The sequence below is a fragment of the Streptomyces spinosus genome, assembly GCF_020400655.1.
Classification (GTDB): domain Bacteria; phylum Actinomycetota; class Actinomycetes; order Streptomycetales; family Streptomycetaceae; genus Streptomyces; species Streptomyces argyrophylli.
In genome coordinates this window covers 280431-298965 of record NZ_JAINRC010000011.1, presented here as the reverse complement: position 1 = coordinate 298965, position 18535 = coordinate 280431, and the positions used below count along the sequence as shown (strand labels likewise).

Genomic DNA, 18535 nt, shown 5'->3' with positions numbered 1-18535 from the left:
GGTAACACGGACATGACTGAACTCCCGGAGCCCTCCGGCAGGGTCGCGATCGTCACCGGCGCCAGCCGCGGTATCGGCTACGGCGTCGCCGAGGCGCTGATCGCGCGCGGCGACCGCGTGTGCATCACCGGCCGGGGCGAGGACGCCCTGAAGGAGGCCGTCGAGAAGCTCGGCGCCGAGCGCGTCATCGGCGTCGCAGGCAAGGCCCACGACCTCGACCACCAGAGCGAGGTCGTCGACCGCACCATGGAGGCCTTCGGCCGGGTCGACTTCCTCGTCAACAACGCGGGCACCAACCCGGTGTTCGGCCCGATCGCCGACCTCGACCTGAACGTCGCCCGCAAGGTCTTCGAGACCAACGTGATCTCCGCGCTCGGCTTCGCCCAGAAGACCTGGCACGCCTGGCAGAAGGACAACGGCGGCGCGATCGTCAACATCGCCTCCATCGCGGGCCTCGCGCCCTCGCCCTTCATCGGCGCCTACGGCGTCAGCAAGGCCGCGATGATCAACCTGACACAGCAGCTCGCGCACGAGTTCGCGCCCAGGGTGCGGGTCAACGCGATCGCCCCGGCCGTCGTGAAGACCAAGTTCGCCCAGGCCCTGTACGAGAACCGCGAGGAGGAGGCGGCCGCGGCCTACCCGCTCGGCCGGCTCGGTGTGCCCTCCGACATCGGCGGGGCCGCCGCGTTCCTCACCTCCGAGCAGTCCGACTGGATCACCGGTCAGACCCTCGTCGTGGACGGCGGCATCTTCCTCAACGCCGGCGTGGGCTGAGCCGCGCATCTCTTCCGGGCGTCGATTTTCGGACGGATCGGCGCCCGGGAGGCCGTACGGCGTCCGCACAGCGGAATGACAACGTCGTCACCGCTCAGTCGATCAACACGGCCTGAAATCGGGCAGGTTCAGGGCCCCGAACGCTGCGGTATGGTCTGCCGACCCTTGGTACGGCAGATCGAGGAGCGTGCGCGTGTTCAACCGGAACCGATTCCTGCGGAGAGTCGCGGCGATCGCGTCCATATCGCTGGTGGCCGGATGCACTCTGCTGTCCGACGGCGACCCCGACAGCCAGGGTCCGATCGTCGTGGGTACCACCAGCGCCCCCAGCACCCTGGACCCGGCCGGCGCCTGGGACGGTTCCTGGGAGCTGTACCGGAACATCTTCCAGACGCTCCTCGCCTACCCGAACGGCGCCACCACCCCCCAGCCCGACGCCGCCGAGAGCTGCTCCTTCACCGACTCCACGAGCCGCACCTACCGCTGCAGGCTGCGCCCCGGCCTGACGTTCGCCGACGGCGACCCGCTGACCGCCGAGGCCGTCCGGCACTCCATCGACCGCATCCGCACCATCGACGCCCCCGGCGGTCCCGCCGGACTGCTCGGCAGCCTGGACCGCGTCCGGGCCAACGGCGACCGCGAGATCGTCTTCCACCTCAACCAGCCCGACGCGACCTTCCCGTTCGTGCTGGCCACACCTGCCATGTCGATCGTCGACCCGGACGACTACCCCGCCAACTCCCTGCGCAAGGACGCCACGGTCCACGGCTCCGGCCCGTACCGGCTCCAGTCCTACGAGGAGGGCGGCAAGGCCGTCCTGGTGCGCAACGACAAGTACCAGGGCTTCGCCAAACGGCAGAACGACGCGGTGACCATCCGCTACTTCAAGGACTCCGCCGGCATGGTCAAGGCGCTGCGGGACAAGCAGATCGACGTCACCTACCGCGGCCTCGCCGCCGACGACATCCTCGCCCTCCAGGAACACGACAGCGAGGACCTGCAACTGGTCGACGGAGCCGGCACCGACATCAGCTACCTGGTGTTCAACCCCAAGGACCCCTGGGCCAGGCAGCCCGCCGTGCGCAAGGCCATCGCCCAGATCGTGGACCGGGGCGCCATCGCGCACAAGGTCTACAAGGACACGGTCGACCCGCTGTACTCGATGGTCCCCAAGGGGCTGACCGGCCACGCCACCCCGTTCTTCGACGACTACGGCGAACCGAGCGTCGCCAAGGCCCGCGCGATCCTCTCCGACGCCGGCATCACCCGGCCCGTCCCGCTCACCCTCTGGTACACCACCGACCGCTACGGCTCCGAGACGGCCCTGATGTTCCGGGAGCTGAAGCGGCAGCTGGACGGCTCGGGCCTGTTCAGCATCACCCTCAGGAGCCGCCCCTGGAAGAGCTACGTGGTCGGCTACCAGAACGGCGAGTACCCGGTGTTCGGACGCGGCTGGTTCCCCGACTTCCCGGACGCCGACAACTTCATCGCCCCGTTCGTCGGCGAGCACAACGCGCTCGGCACGCCCTACCCGGCCAAGGAGATCACCGGCCGGCTGCTGCCCCACGCGCGCGCGGAGAGCGACCGCGCCCAGACCGTCAAGGACGTGGAGGCGGCCCAGCGGATCATGGTGGACGACGCCCGGCTGATCCCGCTGTGGCAAGGCCGGCAGTTCCTCGCGGCCAGCGTGGACATCTCCGGCGGCGAGCAGGCCCTGGACCCCTCGACGATCATGATGATGTGGATGCTGCACCGCAAGACCAGCTGGTGAGCCCGGCTGCCGGGCCCCGCGGACGGCCCTCGCGGCACCGGTTGTCAGTGGTCGCCTGTAGGTTCTCAGACCTGGAAGTGACCGCACGCCGTAGTTGATCGACATCGTGAGGACGTTGACGTGACCGACATCGCCATGCTGCCCGAGTCCTGGCGCGGGGTTCTGGGCGACGAGCTTCAGCAGCCCTACTTCAAGGAGCTGACCGAGTTCGTCGAGGAGGAGCGGGCGAGGGGACCGGTCTACCCGCCGCGCGAGGAGGTCTTCGCCGCGCTGGACGCCACGCCGTACGAGCGGGTGAAGGTCCTGATCCTCGGCCAGGACCCGTACCACGGCGAGGGCCAGGGCCACGGTCTGTGCTTCTCGGTCCGGCCCGGTGTGAAGACCCCGCCCTCCCTGCGGAACATCTACAAGGAGATGCAGGAGGAGCTGGGCCTGCCCGTCCCCGACAACGGCTACCTGATGCCGTGGGCCCGCCAGGGCGTGCTGCTGCTCAACGCGGTCCTCACGGTCCGGGCCGGCGAGGCCAACTCGCACAAGGGCAAGGGCTGGGAGAAGTTCACGGACGCGGTGATCCGAGCGGTGGCCTCCCGGCCCGACCCGGCCGTCTTCGTCCTGTGGGGCAACTACGCGCAGAAGAAGCTCCCGCTGATCGACGAGACCCGGCACGTCGTGGTCAAGGGCGCGCACCCCTCGCCGCTGTCCGCGAAGAAGTTCTTCGGCTCCCGTCCGTTCACGCAGATCAACGAGGCGATCGCCGCGCAGGGGCACGAGCCGGTCGACTGGCGCATCCCGAACCTGGGCTGACGGCGGCCGGGGCCGGGGGCAACGCGCGGCGGGCCCACGACCGGCCACCGCGGGCCCGCGGTCGCCCACCGGCCGTCGGCACGACGGCGCCGCCTGTCCGGGAATCCGCTGCGCGCCGGTTAGCGTCAGCAGCGGACCATTGCCGACGGCCCGGAGGGACCCCGTGGCGGAGCGACAGGAACAGGCGGCGCCGGACGCCGTGCCGACGCGGATCGGGCAGGTCGTGATGCTGCACCACGGAGGCGACCGCGAAGAGGCCCGCAGCCGCCTCCTGCATCTGTGGGCGGAGGTCGGCGAGGACGGCGACCCGCTGCACCGCTGCACCCTGGCCCACTACCTCGCCGACACCCAGGACGACCCGGCGGACGAACTCGCCTGGGACCTGCGGGCACTGTCGGCCGCGGAGGAGATCGCCGACGGCCGCCTGGGCGCGGACCCGGCGAGCGTGCGCGGCTTCTTCCCCTCCCTGCACCTCAACCTGGCCGCCGACTACGCCAAGCTGGGCCGCGCCGAGGCCGCCCGCAGCCATCTGCGCCGGGCGCGCAGCGCCGCGCGCTGCCTCGCCGACGACGGCTACGGCGCGGGCGTCCGGTCCGAGATCAGCCGTCTGGCACTGCGGCTGGGGGAGGACGGCCCCCTGGGCGACGAGGGCTGGCAACCACCACGTCAGGGCTAGCTACATCCGGTACGAGGCCAGGGCACGCACCCGACGCCGCGCGGCCCGCCCTCCGGGCGGAGACGGGACCTCGACGACAGGGCCTGGGGAGGGCCGGCGCCAGGGCGGGGTTCACCGCGTTCGGGGCGCCGGCCGGCGGCCGTAGGCCTGTGCGCAGATCCGCGCTTGCGGACTGTCCCGCTGCCAGCCGCCGTATGTCCTGCCCAGGGCGCAGACGTCCCAAGGACCGGTCACCGCCGGGGGTGGGAGGGACGCGGGGGTGTGCGGCCGGCGGGAGGGGGCCGGGAGCGGGGGCCCGGGCGGGGCCGGCGGGCGGCGGGTGACCTCGGGCGCGGCCGGAGCCGGGTGCCGGGCGGGCGGCGCGGAGCGCTCCGGACGCCGGGACGGGCCGGTCCTCTCCAGCGCCTCGCGGACCGGTGCCTGCACCACCCGGGGCTCCGGGCTGCCGTCCGGCCGGGGCACCGCGGGCTGCGAGGGCGCGCTGTCCGGCGGCGGCGCCGCCGGCTCCGCGTGCCGCACCGTCACACAGCCGGAGAGGGCCGTGACGGCCACGGTGACCAGAAGCGCTGCGGTGGTCGTCGTTCGATGCACCCGCGCAACTCTGCTGGGCCCGCGGCCGGCTTGGCACCGGGGACGCCGCATCCGGTGCCCCGTACGGGTGACCGCATGCCCCCACCGGGCGACGCGTCGTACCGAAGCTGACGTCCCGCCGCCCGCCGGCGCCCGTGCGGTCGCCGCGGAATCCGGGACTACGGCTCCTCGCGGGCCCCTGTCCGCCCGCACCGCCGGCCGGCGCCCGCGCACGACCGCCGTCGCCGTACCGGGAACGGCCGGGCCCGCGCTCCTCCCGCGGACTTCGGCGCCATCGCCCGACGACGGCCCCCGTATGCTTCCGGCAGGAAACGCGCAGGCAAGCCGTAGGGGAGAGCACGTGAAGGTCGGCTGCATCGGACTCGGGGACATCGCGCAGAAGGCGTATCTGCCGGTGCTCGGCACGCAGCCGGGGGTCGACCTGCACCTGCAGACCCGCACGCCCGCCACCCTGGAGCGGGTCGGCGACAGCCTGCACCTGCCCCGGGAGCAGCGGCACACCACCCTGGACTCGCTGCTCGCCGCCGGTCTCGACGCGGCCTTCGTGCACGCCCCCACCGCCGTCCACCCCGAGATCGTCACCCGGCTGCTGGAGGCCGGTGTGCCGACGTACGTGGACAAGCCCCTCGCCTACGAACTCGCCGACTCCGAACGCCTCGTGGGTCTCGCCGAGCGGCGGGGCGTCCCGCTGTCCGTCGGCTTCAACCGCCGGTACGCCCCCGGGTACGCCCAGTGCCTGGACCACCCGCGCGAGCTGATCCTCATGCAGAAGAACCGGGTCGGGCTGCCCGAGGAACCGCGCTCGATGATCCTGGACGACTTCATCCACGTCGTCGACACCCTGCGCTTCCTGGTGCCGGGCCCGGTCGACGACGTCACCGTGCGCGCCCGCGCCGAGGGCGGGCTGCTGCACCACGTCGTGCTCCAGCTCGGCGGCGACGGCTTCACCGCGCTCGGCGTGATGAACCGGCTCAGCGGCTCCACCGAGGAGATCCTGGAGGTGTCCGGACAGGACACCAAGCGTCAGGTGGTCAACCTCGCCGACGTGATCGACCACAAGGGGCAGCCGACCGTGCGCCGGCGCGGCGACTGGGTTCCGGTGGCCCGCCAGCGCGGCATCGAGCAGGCGGCCCTCGCGTTCCTCGACGCCGTGCGGGCCGGGAAGCCGCTCAGCGCCAGGGACGCGCTGGCGACCCATGAACTGTGCGAGCGGGTGGTGCGAGCGGTTCAGGACCGCTGCGGCGCAGCCTGAGCGCCCGCGCCCCCTCGGTCACGCACAGCGTGGCCAGCACCAGCAGCGCCGCGTCCACCGGCCAGTCACCGTAGCGGACGTACGGTGTGACGCCGTGCGCGAGCGGGACCTCGTACACGCGCGCGGTGCTCGCGCCGGTGCCGAGCCAGGGGCCGAGGCGCTGCCCGTCCGGGCCGTACACCGCCGAGACGCCGGTGAGGGTGGCGTGCACCATCGGGCGGCCGGTCTCCGCGGCGCGCAGCGCGGCCAGCGAGGCGTGCTGCTCCGGTGCCCAGCTGTGCTGGAAGGACGAGGTGGACGACTGGCCGAGGAGGATGTCCGCACCGTCCTCGGCGAGGTGCCGGCTCATGTCGGGGAAAGCGGTCTCGAAGCAGATCAGCGGGCCGATGCGCAGCCCGTGCCCGACGTTCATCACGGTCTGTTCCGAGCCGCGGTGCCGGTCCTCGCCGGCGGCCCGGCCGACCGAGGTGGCCCAGCCGAGCAGTGAACGGGCCGGTATGTACTCGCCGAACGGGACCAGCCGCATCTTGTCGTAGCGGTCGCCGGTCGGGCCGTCCGGGCCGACCAGCACCGAACTCTTGTAGATGCCGGGCCGGTCGGAGCGGCGGGCGTCCACGTTGACCAGTACGTCGGCACCGGTCTCGCGGGACAGCGCGGCGAGCCGCCGGGCCAGGTCGGGGCGGTCGTCCAGGTCGAAACCGACACTGGACTCGCCCCACACGACCAGGTCGGCGCCCTGCCCGGCGAGCCGCCGGGTCAGCCGCTCCTCCTGGTCGAACCGCTTGTCGCCGCTGTCCTTTCCGGCCACGATCCCCGGCTGGACGACGGCGATCCGCACCCGCCCGTCGACGTCCGGGCGCGGTGCCCAGGCCCACGCGGCCGTGGTCACGGCGGCCGTGGCGACCAGCGAGGCCACGGCCGGCACCCGCGACGCGCGGACGGCGACCAGCACGGCCACGGCGACGTTGACGGCCACCACCAGGAAGCTGAGCAGCCAGACCCCGCCCACCGAGGCCAGCCGCAGCGCCGGGCCCACCTGCCACTGGCTGGCGCCGAGCATGCCCCACGGCCCCCCGAGCCCCTGCCAGGACCGGACCAGTTCCACCGCCAGCCAGGCCGAGGGCAGCACCACCAGCGCGGCGGCGCACCGGCCCGCCGACGGAGCCCCGCCGAGGAACCGGCGCACCAGCAGGCCCCAGGGCGCCCAGAGCAGGCCCAGCAGGGCGGCGATCAGGAAGATGAACACGTGCAGGCTCGGCAGCAGCCAGTGGTGGACGGCCGTCAGGAAGCCGACGCCGCCCCACCAGCCGTCGTAGGCGGCCCGTCGCCCGGTCGGCGCGGCGCGGGCGAGCAGGATCCACGGCACCAGCGCGATGTACGCGAACCACCACAGCGAGGGGGCCGGGAACGACAGCACCGGCAGGGCACCGGCGAGGGCGGCGGCGGCCGAGCGGCGCCAGGGGGAGGTCAGCCAGCGGTTGATCGTCCTCATAGGGAGCCTCCCTACCCAGCGATGCGTCCAGTGTGCGCGGTGAGGGGAAGTCCGTGCGCCTTCCGGCCGGTCCGCGGCGGCCGTACGGCGTCCGGGGGACGTGCGGCTCCGCACGCCGGTACGGCCCCCGCGCCGTTCGGGGCTCCGGGCCCGCGCCGTTACGGGGCTCCGGGCCCGCGGCGCCACTTCTCGTGTACGACGACCTGGCTCAGGCGCCAGCCCTCGGCGGTGCGCAGCAGCCCGAAGTCGTAGCGGCCGCCGCACACCAGGTCCGGGGCGGCCAGGCCGCCGGGGTCGGTGACGCCCATGGGGCTGAGGTAGTCGGCGCGGACCCGGGCGGTGTCACCGGTGTCCTGGTCCAGGACACCGAAGCGGACCTGGCGGTTGACGATCAGGTGCTGGCGCACGGCGAACCGGGCCAGGTCCCCGGCGAGCCAGGCGGCGACCCGGCCGGCGTCGCCCTCGACACCGCCCGCCGAGCGGTAGTCGGCGCGTCCGTCCGCCGTGAACAGCCCTCGGTACGCCGTCCAGTCGCCGTCGTCCACCGCCACCGCGTACGCGGTGACGAGGTCGTCCACGGCCAGGCGGTCCCTCACGGTCGCGAACTCCGCACGCTGGGTCATCGGCACAGTGTTGGGCACGGCGGGCGCGCAGCCAAGAGGTGTGCGGGGTGAATATTCGGTGGTGCCGGGCGGGTCGCGCGGCCGAACCTGTCCCGGTGAACGAACAGAGCGCACAACTCGCCGGCACGGAGCCCCGGTTCCGCGTCCGCGCCCGGCACACCGAGAGCACGGTCACCGTCTACCAGGCCTACAGCCCGCGGATCGGCCGGGCCGCCGCCCGCACCGGACGCTTTCCGTCCGCCTGGAAGCGGGACCGGATGACCTGGATCAAGCCGTCGTTCCTGTGGATGATGTACCGCTGCGGCTGGGGCACCAAGGAGGACCAGGAGACCGTCCTGGCCGTCGAGATCTGCCGGGACGGCTTCGAGTGGGCCCTGCGCCACGCCTGCCTGTCCCACTACGTGCCCGCGCTCCACACGGACCAGGCCGCCTGGAAGGCGGAGTTGGCGCGCTGCCCCGCCCGGGTGCAGTGGGACCCGGAGCGGGATCTGCACCTGAACCCACTGCCGCACCGGTCGTTGCAGCTCGGCCTCGCCGGTCGGGCGGCGGCCCGGTACGCCGACGAGTGGATCGTCGGCATCGAGGACGTCACGCCGCTGGCCACGGAGATCCACGGGCTGGTGCGGGCGGGGCAGCTGGAGCGGGCGGGGGCGCTGCTGCCGGAGGAGCGGCCGTATCCGGTGGCCGACGAGGTGCTGGCCCACCTGCGGGCGTAGGGGGCAGTGGGAGGTCCGCGGGGACGGCGGGTGCCGGTCGGGGCGCGCCGGGCCGGGTCAGGCCGCCTCGAAGACCTGAGCGCGGATCGCCTCGGCCCACTCGATCACCAACAGCTCGTACTCCGCGCGCTCCTGGGCCGACAGGGTGCCGCCCGCACGCAGCCACAGCGCCCGGATCTGCTCGTTCACCTCGGCAGCGGAGCGCACGGAACCAGGGGGCGGGGATTCGGGGGACATGGCGACCAGCCTAGGGGCAAGGGCTGACCGTGCGCTACCGGGTGGCTACGCAGAAGGTATGGGGTTGGTCACCGGCCGCGGCCGGTCATCCGTCCGTGGCGGCGAACAGGGCGGCGCCCGCGGGGCGTTGCCCAGGTCGTGGGCGGGCCGCCGCGGGCGCGAAGATGTCCGAAACAGAGAGGGTGGGCCGGTCGGATCAGCCCGCCGGCTCCGCCGCGTGCGGGCTGAGCACGCCGGCGCTGACCAGGGCGATGATCACGACGCCGAGGGCGACGCGGTACCAGACGAACGGCATGAAGCTCTTGTTGGAGATCCACTTCATGAACCACGCGATGACGGCGTATCCCGAGGCGAACGCGATCACCGTCGCGAACAGGGTGGGCGGCCAGTCCACGTGGCCCTCGCCCAGCGAGTCCTTCACCTCGAAGGCGCCGGAGGCGAGGACGGCCGGGATGGCGAGCAGGAAGGAGTAGCGGGCCGCGGCCTCGCGCCGGTAGCCCATGAACAGGCCGCCGCTGATGGTCGCGCCGGAGCGGGAGACGCCGGGGATGAGGGCGCAGGCCTGGCAGAGGCCGAAGATCAGGCCGTCCTTGACACCGAGGTTCTCCAGCGTCTTGCGCTGCTTGGGCGCGCGGTGCCGGCCACCGGTCTCGTCGCGGGCCGCCAGCCGGTCGGCGATGCCGATGATCACGCCGACGACGATGAGCATGGTGGCGGTGATCCGCAGATCGCGGAACGGCCCCTCGATCTGGTCCTTCAGTGTCACGCCGAGCAGCCCGATCGGGATGGAGCCGACGATCACCAGCCAGCCCATCTGCGCGTCGTGGTCGCGCCGCATCGCCTTGTCGAACAGCGAGCGGAACCAGGCGGAGACGATCCTGCCGATGTCCTTGCGGAAGTAGATGAGGACCGCGGTCTCCGTGCCGATCTGCGTGATGGCCGTGAAGGCCGCCCCCGGGTCCTTCCAGCCCGAGAACGCCGCGGTCAGCCGCAGGTGCGCGCTGGAGGAGACGGGCAGGAACTCGGTCAGCCCCTGGACGAGTCCGAGGACGAGGGATTCAAACCAAGACATGAAGGTATGGCGTCCAAGCGCTGAGGGATGATGAGGTGATCATGTGACGGAGGAAGCGTAGCGGGCCCCGCCGGCAGCGCGGCGGCGAGGTCCCTCCCGGAGGCTGCCGAACGGGACCCTAGGCGGCCGACGGCCCGGTGACGGTCCAGCCCGGGGTCTGCGGACGGGCCGTCAGGTCCTCGTGGCGCACGGGATCGCCGCAGGCCCGGCAGGTGACCACCGGCACCAGTTCCTCGCCGCAGCTGTGCTCGACGACCATGGGCAGATCGACGCCCTTGCGAAGGTGTCGGTCGCCCCACTCCTTGAGGGTCATCAGGACGGGCTCCAGCTCGAGCCCGGCCTGCGTGGGCCGGTACTCGAAGCGCTGGGGGCGCTCGCTGTAGAGGCGCTTGGTGAGGATGCCGGCCTCCACCAGGCGGCGCAGCCGGGTGGACAGGATGTCGCGCGGGGCGCCGATGTTGCGCACGAGCTGGTCGAAGCGGCCGTTGCCCAGGCACACCTCCCGCAGGACGAGCAGGGAGTACTTCTCGCCGACGACCGCGAGGGCGTCGGCGATGGAGCAGGGGCGCGAGTCCTTCGTGGCGGCCATGCGCCCCAGTCTAGAGGAGGGTTTGAATTTCCAACTCCAGGGGCTATGGTGAGTTCAGATTTCCTACTCACCGGTAGCTCGTCCGATCAAGCTGGAGGCCGGCGCCATGCGAGACGCGGTCATCGTCGAAGCCGTACGCACCCCCGTCGGCAAGGGCAAGCCGAACGGCTCCCTCGCCCACGTCCACCCCGTGCAACTCCTCGCCCACACCCTGCGCACCCTGGTCGAGCGCTCCGGCGTCGACCCGGCGCTGATCGACGACGTGATCGGCGGCAGCGTCGACCAGGTCGGCGAGCAGGCCATGAACACCACCCGGTACGCCGTGCTCGCCGCCGGCCTGCCCGAGTCCGTCCCGGCGACCACCGTCGACCGCCAGTGCGGCTCCTCACAGCAGGCCGTCCACTTCGCCGCGCAGGGCGTGCTCTCGGGCGCGTACGACCTCGTGGTCGCCTGCGGTGTGGAGTCGATGAGCCGGGTGCCGATGTGGTCCAACGTGCCCGCCGGCAAGGACCCGTTCGGGCCCGGGGTCGCCGAGCGCTACCCGGACGGCCTGGTCCCGCAGGGGATCAGCGCCGAACTCATCGCCGCCAAGTGGTCCCTCACGCGCGCGCGGATGGACGAGTTCGCGGTCTCCTCGCACCACAAGGCCGCCGCGGCCTGGCGGGCCGGACTCTTCGACGCCGAGGTCGCCCCGCTCGACGGCGTCGCCCGCGACGAGTGCGTCCGCCCGGACAGCACCGTCGAGATCCTCGCCGGGCTCAAGCCCGCCTACTACGACCCCGGCTTCGCCGAGCGCTTCCCGCAGATCGAGTGGAACGTCACCGCGGGCAACGCGAGCCCCGTCAATGACGGCGCCTCGGCGGTCCTGATCACCTCCAGCGACACCGCTGCCCGGCTCGGCCTGCGCCCGCTGGCCCGCCTCCACAGCTTCGCCGTGACCGGATCCGACCCGCTGCTCATGCTCACCGGGGTCGTCCCGGCCACCGAGAAGGTGCTGCGCCGGGCGGGACTGAAGCTGGACGACATCGACCTGTTCGAGGTCAACGAGGCGTTCTCCAGCGTAGTGCTCGCCTGGCAGCAGGAGACCGGCGCCGACCTCGCCAAGGTCAACGTGCACGGCGGCGCCATCGCCCTCGGCCACCCCCTCGGCGCCAGCGGCACCCGCCTGACCACGACCCTGGTCCACGCCATGCGCGAACGCGGCGCCCGCTACGCCCTGCAGACCATGTGCGAGGCGGGCGGGCTCGCCAACGCGATGATCCTCGAAGGCGTCTGAGCCAGGGTTCCGGCAGGGGACCCGACCGGCCGGGACGGCGCCGGGCCGCCGGTCACCAGGCCATGGTCCGCCCGGCGGCGGCCACCAGCTCGTCCGTCGCGGCGATGGCCGCCTCCCGGCGCGCGGCCAGCACGGTGTGGTCGGCGGCGCCGCGCAGGCCGAACGCGGCCAGGGCCGCCTGGGGGGCCGCCGGCGCCAGCGACGGTTCGATAACGGAAACCGTGACCAAGGGAGCGGTGACGGCGGAGCGGGTGGCGTGGGACGCGGCCCGTGCCGCCTCGGTGGCGTCCGGGCCCGCGCCGCTCAGGCGAAGGTCCTCGCGGTGCCACAGGGCTCGCCGGTGGTCGCCCAGGGCCGCCACCAGTTCGCCCAGCGCCACGCGCAGGGCCTCGGCCCGCCGCTCGGCGCGGGCGGCCCGCTCACGCCGGGACTGGAGCAGTGCGGTGAACGCGCCGCCGAGCAGCGTGCCGGCCACGGCGATGACGCTGGACCACATGCAAGGCCCTCCCCGGCGGACGGGCGCCGCCGCTCACCGGCCGCGCAACTGGTGGCGCTTGCGCCAGGCGACCACCGTGCCCGCCAGCGCCGGTACGGCGATGCAGGCCATCGCGATCAGGAAGGCCGGGGAGGTCGGTGCCGAGGCGCGGGCGCCGGCGACGGCGTAGGCGGCGGTGTTGGGGACCGAGCCCAGACCGGTGGCCAGCAGGAAGGGCAGCCAGCCCATGCGGGAGACGGCCGCGCAGTAGTTCGCCGCCCAGAACGGCACCCCCGGGAAGAGCCGCAGGGCCAGCATGGACCGGAACCCGTGCCGGCTGAGCTGACCGTCGGCCGCGCGCAGCCAGCGTCCCCGCAGCAGCGGGCGCAGCGCGTCCTGTCCGAGCAGCCGGCCCAGCCCGAAGGCCACCCCGGCCCCGAGCACCGTGCCCGTCAGCGCGGTCGCCAGCCCGAGCTGCGAGCCGAACAGCGCGCCGGCGGCCAGGTTCAGCAGGGGGCGCGGCACGAACGCCACGGTGCACAGCCCGTACGCCGCCGCGAACACGACGGCCGCCGCGGCCCCGCCGAGCTGTGGCGGCCAGCCGTGCGTCAGCAGCCGCTGCGGCTCGAAGAGCAGCACGCACGCGGCGGCACCCACGAGCAGGGCGACCAACAGCGACAGCCGCGCGTACGGGGACAGCAGCGCGCGGGTGCAGCGGGCGGCCAACCCCGCGGGGCGCAGGGGGAGAACGGGGACGGCGAGCTCCTGGGCGGCGGCCCGGGGAGAGGCCGTGGCGGTGCCAGAGCGGTTGGCATCGAGCATCCGATGACATTAGCCGACGAACGTGTGTGATCGCCGTCAGCCGTGTCCCGGGACCGTCACAGCAGGGCACCGGCGCTCCCCGGGACGCCGGCGACGGAGGGGTGAACGAGAAGGGGTCCAGGCGTTCGGAACGCCTGGACCCGTGTCTCACGCGGGCGAGGACGCCCGGACCTCACGCGGTGAGCCCGACCGCGTGCGTCATGCGGCCAGGGCGTGACCGGGGTGCAGGACCACCTTGGTGTAGCCCTCGATCCGCTTGTCGAACTTCTCGTACGCCTGCGGTGCCTGGTCCAGCGGCAGCTCGTGGGAGACCACGAAACTGGGCTTGGCCCGCCCGGCGATGATCATGTCGCGCAGCTGGCGGTTGTACCGCTTGACGTTGCACTGACCGGTGCCCATCTGCTGGCCCTTCTCGAACATCCGGCCGATGGAGACCAGCAGCTGGCCCTTCTTGGCGTGCTCGTCCGGGCCGCCGGGGTCCGAGGGCACGTACAGACCCGGTACGCCGAGCATGCCCGTCGGCCGTACCGTCTCGACCAACTCGTTGAGGACGATGGCGGGTTCCTCGTGGCTGGCGTCGTGGCTCTGGGCCTGGTAGCCGACGGCGTCGACGCCCTTGTCGGTGCCCTCACCCCCGGTCTGTTCCCTGATCTGCTCCGCCGGGTCGCCCTGGGTGAAGTCGATGGGGATGGCTCCCATCTCCTCCGCCTTGGCCAGCCGCTCGGGCACCCGGTCGACGGAGAAGACCTTCGCCGCACCGCGCAGCAGCGCCGAGTAGGCGGCCATCAGGCCCACCGGTCCGGCACCGTAGACGGCCACGGACTCACCGGGGGACACCTGGGCGAGTTCGCAACCGTGATAGCCGGTCGGGAAGATGTCCGCGAGCAGCACGAAGTCCGTCTCGAACTCCTCGCCCGGCGGCAGCTTCAGGCAGTTGAAGTCGGCGTACGGCACCCGCAGCAGCTCGGCCTGCCCGCCGGTGAACGGCCCCATCGCCACGTAGCCGTAGGCCCCGCCGGCGAATCCGGGGTTGACCGTCAGGCAGAACCCGGTCTTCCCGGCGAGACAGTTCTTGCAGAACCCGCAGGCGACGTTGAAGGGCATCACGACGCGGTCACCCTCGGACAGGGAGGTCACCCCGTCGCCGACCTCCTCGACGATGCCCAGGTTCTCGTGTCCGAAGACGATGCCCGCCTCGGCCGCCGTGCGGCCCTCGTACATGTGCAGGTCCGACCCGCAGATGGCGGTCGACGTGACCCGTACGAGGACGTCGTTGGGGTGCTGGATCCGAGGGTCCTGGACCTCCTTCACCACCACGTTGAAGGGCTTTTCGTAGACGACGGCTTTCACGTCTGTCACCTCCGCGTCGAGCGTCACCTCCCCCTGTCTTCCAGGGAACGCCCGTACGGAGGGGGTCGCAAGCCACGCCGTGAAGGATCGATGTACCGACCATCGGACTCGCGGGAGCGAACGAGCCCCGAAAACCATTCGACGCCGCACGTGCGGTCGGCGATGATCGACGGCATGTTCCGGTACGCCTTCCACGTCGCAGCATCCGCCGTCGCGGACGCTCCGAAGGCTGCCGTCCCGCACCTCGCGGCCGCCGTCGACGGCGCCCGAAGCTGACCCTCCCCGGATCGTCCGGCGGACCCCGCAGGGGGAGGGTCGGCCGGTCCCCGGGGGTCCCGCGTCTTCTGTCACGGCTGAGAGGCTTCGAGGTACAGCCATGTCCAAAACGGCCTACGTGCGCACCAAGCCGCACCTGAACATCGGCACCATGGGTCACGTCGACCACGGCAAGACCACCCTGACCGCCGCCATCACCAAGGTCCTCGCGGAGCGCGGCAGCGGCACCTTCGTCCCGTTCGACCGCATCGACCGGGCCCCGGAGGAGGCCGCCCGCGGCATCACCATCAACATCGCCCACGTCGAGTACGAGACCGACACCCGGCACTACGCCCACGTCGACATGCCGGGCCACGCCGACTACGTGAAGAACATGGTCACCGGCGCCGCCCAGCTCGACGGGGCCGTCCTGGTCGTCTCCGCGCTCGACGGGATCATGCCGCAGACCGCCGAACACGTCCTGCTCGCCCGGCAGGTCGGCGTCGACCACATCGTGGTCGCGCTGAACAAGGCCGACGCGGGCGACGAGGAGCTGACCGACCTGGTCGAACTGGAGGTCCGCGACCTGCTCACCGCCCAGGGGTACCCGGGCGAGGCCGTACCCGTCGTGCGCGTCTCCGGGCTGAGGGCCCTGGAGGGCGACCCGCGCTGGACGGCGTCCGTCGAGGCGCTGCTCGACGCGGTGGACACCTACGTGCCGGTGCCGGAGCGGTACCTGGACGCGCCGTTCCTGCTGCCGGTCGAGAACGTGCTGACCATCACCGGGCGCGGCACGGTCGTGACCGGGGCCGTGGAGCGCGGGACCCTCCGGCTGGGCGAGCGGGTGACGGTGCTGGGCGCGGACACCGAGACCGTGGTCACCGGCATCGAGACCTTCGGCAAGCCGATGAAGGAGGCGCAGGCCGGCGACAACGTGGCGCTGCTGCTGCGCGGGGTGCCCCGGGACGCCGTCCGGCGCGGGCACGTAGTCGCGGCGCCTGGCAGCGTGGCGCCGAGCCGGCGGTTCACGGCGCGGGTGTACGTGCTGTCCGCGCGTGAGGGGGGCCGCACGACGCCGGTCGTCAGCGGGTACCGCCCGCAGTTCTACATCAGGACGGCGGACGTCGTGGGCTCCGTGGACCTCGGCGAGGTGGCCGTGGCCCGGCCCGGGGACACGGTCGGGATGAGCGTCGAGCTGGGACGGGAGGTGCCGTTGGAGCCGGGGCTCGGCTTCGCGATCCGTGAGGGCGGACGGACCGTGGGAGCGGGGACGGTCGTCGCCGTGGGGTGAGGGGCCGGGGACGCGGCGCCGACAATGGTCGGGTGAACGCATCGATACCCGTCACCCGCACCACCGATCACGGCACCGCCAAGCTGATGCCCGACGTCGACCGTGAGCGGGCCTGGCTGCTCACGGTCGACGGGGCGCCGCAGTCGTACGTCGACCTCGACGACCCGGAGTACCTGGAGTTCGAGTACGCGCGGCGGCTGGGGTACGTCCTGGACACCGTGGCCGAGGCCGGGCGGGCGGTGGACGCGGTGCACCTGGGCGGGGGAGCGCTCACGCTTCCCCGCTACCTCGCCGCCACCCGCCCCGGCTCCCGGCAGGACGTCGTCGAGGCCGACCGGGGCCTGCTGGAGCTGGTCACCGAGCGGCTGCCGCTGCCGGAGGGCTCGGGCATCACGCTGCACGCGGCCGATGCCCGGGCCTGGCTGGAGGGCGCGCCGGACGACCACGCCGACGTGCTGGTCGCCGACGTGTTCGGCGGGTCCCGGGTGCCGGCGCACCTGACCACGCTCGCCTACGTCCGTGAGGCCGAGCGGGTGCTGCGGGCCGACGGGGTGTACCTGGCCAACCTCGCGGACGCGGCGCCGTTCGCGTTCCTGCGGTCCCAACTGGCCGCGCTGGCGTCCGTGTTCGAGGAGCTGGCGCTGATCGCGGAGCCGGCCGTGCTGCGCGGGCGGCGGTTCGGGAACGGGGTGGTCGTCGCCTCGCACCGGCCGCTGGACACCGCGACGACGGCCCGGCGAGCCGCGGCGGACGTCTTTCCGGCGCGGGTGGAACACGGTGCGGCGGTACGGGAGTTCATCGGTGCGGCGCGACCGGTGGAGGACGCGGACGCCGTACCGTCACCCGAGCCCCCCGACGGGGCGTTCGGCATCGGCTGAGGGCGCCGGGGACGGGCCGTGCCGCGTGGGCGGCGGTTCGGGGACGCGGTGGTCGTCGCCTCGCACCGGCCGCTGGGCACCGCGGCGCCCTTCCGGCGCGGGTGAACAGGGTGCGTCGTCATCCGGGCCCCCGACGGGGCGTTCGGCATCGGCTGAGGGCGCCGGGGACGGGCCGTGCCGCGTGGGCGGCGGTTCGGGGACGCGGTGGTCGTCGCCTCGCACCGGCCGCTGGGCACCGCGGCGCCCTTCCGGCGCGGGTGAACAGGGTGCGTCGTCATCCGGGCCCCCGGCGGGGCGTCCGGCGTCGGCCGAGGGCGCCGGGGAGCCGGGGACCGGGTGCGTGCGGCGGGTGAGACGGCGGACGTCCGGGACCAGCAGCACCAGGGCGGTGACCAGGACCACCAGGCCGGCGCAGCCCCACAGGGCGGCCGTGCGGCCGACGGCGGCCTCGGCCGGGCCGGCCAGGGCCGTGGCGAGCGGCATGAGCGAGACCGAGCCGAACCAGTCGTAGGCCGAGACCCGGGAGAGCTTGTCCTCGGGGATCTCCTGGTGCAGCGCGGTCATCCAGGAGACGCCGAACACCTCCACCGTCGTGCCCGCGACGAACATCGCCCCGTACAGCAGGCTCGCCGGCGCCGGCACGGCCAGCGCGGCCCCCGGCAGGGCCAGCGGGAAGACGCACAGCGTGCCGGCGAGCAGCAGCCGGCGGGGCTTCCAGCGGGTCATCAGCAAGGCGCCGGCCACCGTGCCCGCGCCGAACGCGGCGAGCGCCAGGCCCCACGGCCCCGCGCCGCCCAGGCTGTCCCGAGCGACGAGGGGGCCGTAGACCGCGTCGGCCGCGCCGACCACCGCGTTGGCGATCGAGAACTGCACGACGATCCCCCACAGCCAGGGCCGGCCGGTGAACTCCCGCCATCCCTCGCGGAGGTCGGCCGGCAGGCTCCCGCCCGGCGCGCGCGGCGGGATGTGGCCGACGTCGAGGAAGGAGCGCAGTGCGGCGGCGACGGCGAAGGCCGCCGCGTCGAGGGCGAGCACCCAGCCGGGGCCGGCGGCCGCGACCAGGGCGCCGCCCAGTGCCGCGCCGCCGAGCGCCGCGCCCTGGGTGGCCATGCGGAAGACGGCGAACGCCCGGCCCGCCTGTTCGCCCTGCACACAGGACATCAGCATGCCCTCCGCGGCGGGGCCGAAGAACGCCTGACCGGTGCCGCCGAGCGCGGTGAGCAGCATCATCTGCCACAGCCTGGGCTCACCGGCGAGGACGAGGGCCGCGAACGCCGCCTGGGAGAGGCAGTTGAGCGTGTTGGCGGCGACCATCACCCGGTGCCGGGGGAGCCGGTCCGCGACCGCGCCGCCGATGAGCAGGAAGACCACCAGCGGCAGGGTGCGGGACGCGGCGACCAGGCCGACGTCCCCGCCGTCACCGCCCGACTCCAGTACGGCGAACGCGGCGGCGATCAGCGAGCCGTTCGCGCCGAGGCCGGTCACGATGGCGGCCGCGGTCAGCAGGGAGTAGTTGCGCCCCGCCCAGGCGGGGCCACGGGGACGGACGGGGGAGCCGGAGGTCTGGGTCACCGGCCGACTATCCCCGCCC

Annotated in this window: 17 protein-coding genes and 1 pseudogene; 9 read left to right on the top strand and 9 right to left on the bottom strand. The window is 73.3% G+C overall.

Going from position 1 to position 18535, the window contains the following annotated elements; genetic code table 11:
• Positions 1-12: 12 nt before the first annotated feature.
• The 5 genes from LG395_RS22310 (at position 13) to LG395_RS22285 (ending at position 5868) form a co-directional block, all read left to right on the top strand.
• Positions 13-774 carry an SDR family oxidoreductase gene (locus LG395_RS22310; RefSeq protein WP_171158381.1) on the top strand — a complete coding sequence of 254 codons (762 nt, stop codon included), beginning with the start codon at positions 13-15 and terminating at the stop codon, positions 772-774.
• 193 nt (positions 775-967) lie between these two features.
• Complete coding sequence (locus tag LG395_RS22305) at positions 968-2545, top strand: ABC transporter substrate-binding protein (protein ID WP_225810970.1); 1578 nt, start codon at positions 968-970, stop codon at positions 2543-2545.
• Positions 2546-2665: 120 nt separating this feature from the next.
• On the top strand, positions 2666-3349 hold the full coding sequence (ung, locus tag LG395_RS22300) for a uracil-DNA glycosylase (protein WP_103817045.1): 684 nt from the start codon (positions 2666-2668) through the stop codon (positions 3347-3349).
• Between the two features lie 163 nt (positions 3350-3512).
• Entirely contained in the window at positions 3513-4025 is a 513-nt protein-coding gene (locus LG395_RS22295; RefSeq protein WP_225810969.1) for a hypothetical protein, read from the top strand.
• 931 nt (positions 4026-4956) lie between these two features.
• The gene (locus LG395_RS22285) at positions 4957-5868 is read left to right on the top strand and encodes a Gfo/Idh/MocA family protein (protein ID WP_225810967.1); all 912 of its coding nucleotides are present in this window, start codon (positions 4957-4959) and stop codon (positions 5866-5868) included.
• Here the strand turns inward: LG395_RS22285 and lnt are convergent.
• Both lnt and LG395_RS22275 read right to left on the bottom strand, forming a co-directional pair.
• On the bottom strand, positions 5786-7360 hold the full coding sequence (gene lnt, locus LG395_RS22280) for an apolipoprotein N-acyltransferase (protein ID WP_225810966.1): 1575 nt from the start codon (positions 7358-7360) through the stop codon (positions 5786-5788). The two genes, LG395_RS22285 and lnt, sit on opposite strands and share 83 nt — an antisense overlap.
• Before the next feature lie 158 nt (positions 7361-7518).
• Positions 7519-7983: a nuclear transport factor 2 family protein gene (locus LG395_RS22275; protein WP_225810965.1), complete on the bottom strand. Its 465-nt coding sequence runs from the start codon at positions 7981-7983 to the stop codon at positions 7519-7521.
• A gap of 95 nt (positions 7984-8078) precedes the next feature.
• Here LG395_RS22275 and LG395_RS22270 point away from each other — a divergent pair, with 95 nt between their 5' ends.
• Positions 8079-8699 (top strand): DUF4291 domain-containing protein, encoded by a 621-nt coding sequence (locus LG395_RS22270; protein ID WP_171158393.1) that lies wholly within the window; start codon positions 8079-8081, stop codon positions 8697-8699.
• 57 nt (positions 8700-8756) lie between these two features.
• On the opposite strand, the gene LG395_RS22265 is transcribed toward LG395_RS22270, so the two are convergent.
• The 3 genes from LG395_RS22265 to LG395_RS22255 form a co-directional block, all read right to left on the bottom strand.
• Positions 8757-8936, bottom strand: a complete 180-nt coding sequence (locus tag LG395_RS22265) for a hypothetical protein (protein WP_171158395.1) — start codon at positions 8934-8936, stop codon at positions 8757-8759.
• A gap of 196 nt (positions 8937-9132) precedes the next feature.
• Complete coding sequence (locus LG395_RS22260) at positions 9133-10008, bottom strand: undecaprenyl-diphosphate phosphatase (protein WP_225810964.1); 876 nt, start codon at positions 10006-10008, stop codon at positions 9133-9135.
• Between the two features lie 118 nt (positions 10009-10126).
• On the bottom strand, positions 10127-10597 hold the full coding sequence (locus LG395_RS22255) for a winged helix-turn-helix transcriptional regulator (RefSeq protein ID WP_171158398.1): 471 nt from the start codon (positions 10595-10597) through the stop codon (positions 10127-10129).
• Between the two features lie 106 nt (positions 10598-10703).
• Here LG395_RS22255 and LG395_RS22250 point away from each other — a divergent pair, with 106 nt between their 5' ends.
• Positions 10704-11873, top strand: coding sequence for a thiolase family protein (locus LG395_RS22250; protein ID WP_225810963.1), 1170 nt, complete (start codon positions 10704-10706; stop codon positions 11871-11873).
• Positions 11874-11925: 52 nt separating this feature from the next.
• Here the strand turns inward: LG395_RS22250 and kilB are convergent, their stop codons facing one another.
• The 3 genes from kilB to LG395_RS22235 form a co-directional block, all read right to left on the bottom strand.
• Complete coding sequence (gene kilB / locus LG395_RS22245; protein ID WP_225810962.1) at positions 11926-12369, bottom strand: plasmid transfer protein KilB; 444 nt, start codon at positions 12367-12369, stop codon at positions 11926-11928.
• Between the two features lie 33 nt (positions 12370-12402).
• Positions 12403-13170, bottom strand: coding sequence for a TVP38/TMEM64 family protein (locus tag LG395_RS22240; RefSeq protein ID WP_171158404.1), 768 nt, complete (start codon positions 13168-13170; stop codon positions 12403-12405).
• A gap of 198 nt (positions 13171-13368) precedes the next feature.
• On the bottom strand, positions 13369-14520 hold the full coding sequence (locus tag LG395_RS22235; protein ID WP_225810961.1) for a glutathione-independent formaldehyde dehydrogenase: 1152 nt from the start codon (positions 14518-14520) through the stop codon (positions 13369-13371).
• A gap of 376 nt (positions 14521-14896) precedes the next feature.
• On the opposite strand from LG395_RS22235, the gene tuf reads away from it, so the two are divergent.
• Together tuf and LG395_RS22225 are read left to right on the top strand one after the other, a co-directional pair.
• A complete protein-coding gene (tuf, locus tag LG395_RS22230) occupies positions 14897-16066 on the top strand; it encodes an elongation factor Tu (protein ID WP_225810960.1) in 1170 nt (389 codons plus the stop codon).
• A gap of 32 nt (positions 16067-16098) precedes the next feature.
• The gene (locus LG395_RS22225) at positions 16099-16944 is read left to right on the top strand and encodes a spermidine synthase (protein ID WP_225810959.1); all 846 of its coding nucleotides are present in this window, start codon (positions 16099-16101) and stop codon (positions 16942-16944) included.
• Between the two features lie 282 nt (positions 16945-17226).
• Here the strand turns inward: LG395_RS22225 and LG395_RS22220 are convergent.
• Positions 17227-18516, bottom strand: a pseudogene (locus LG395_RS22220) (MFS transporter); the annotation flags it as partial.
• Between the last annotated feature and the right edge of the window lie 19 nt (positions 18517-18535).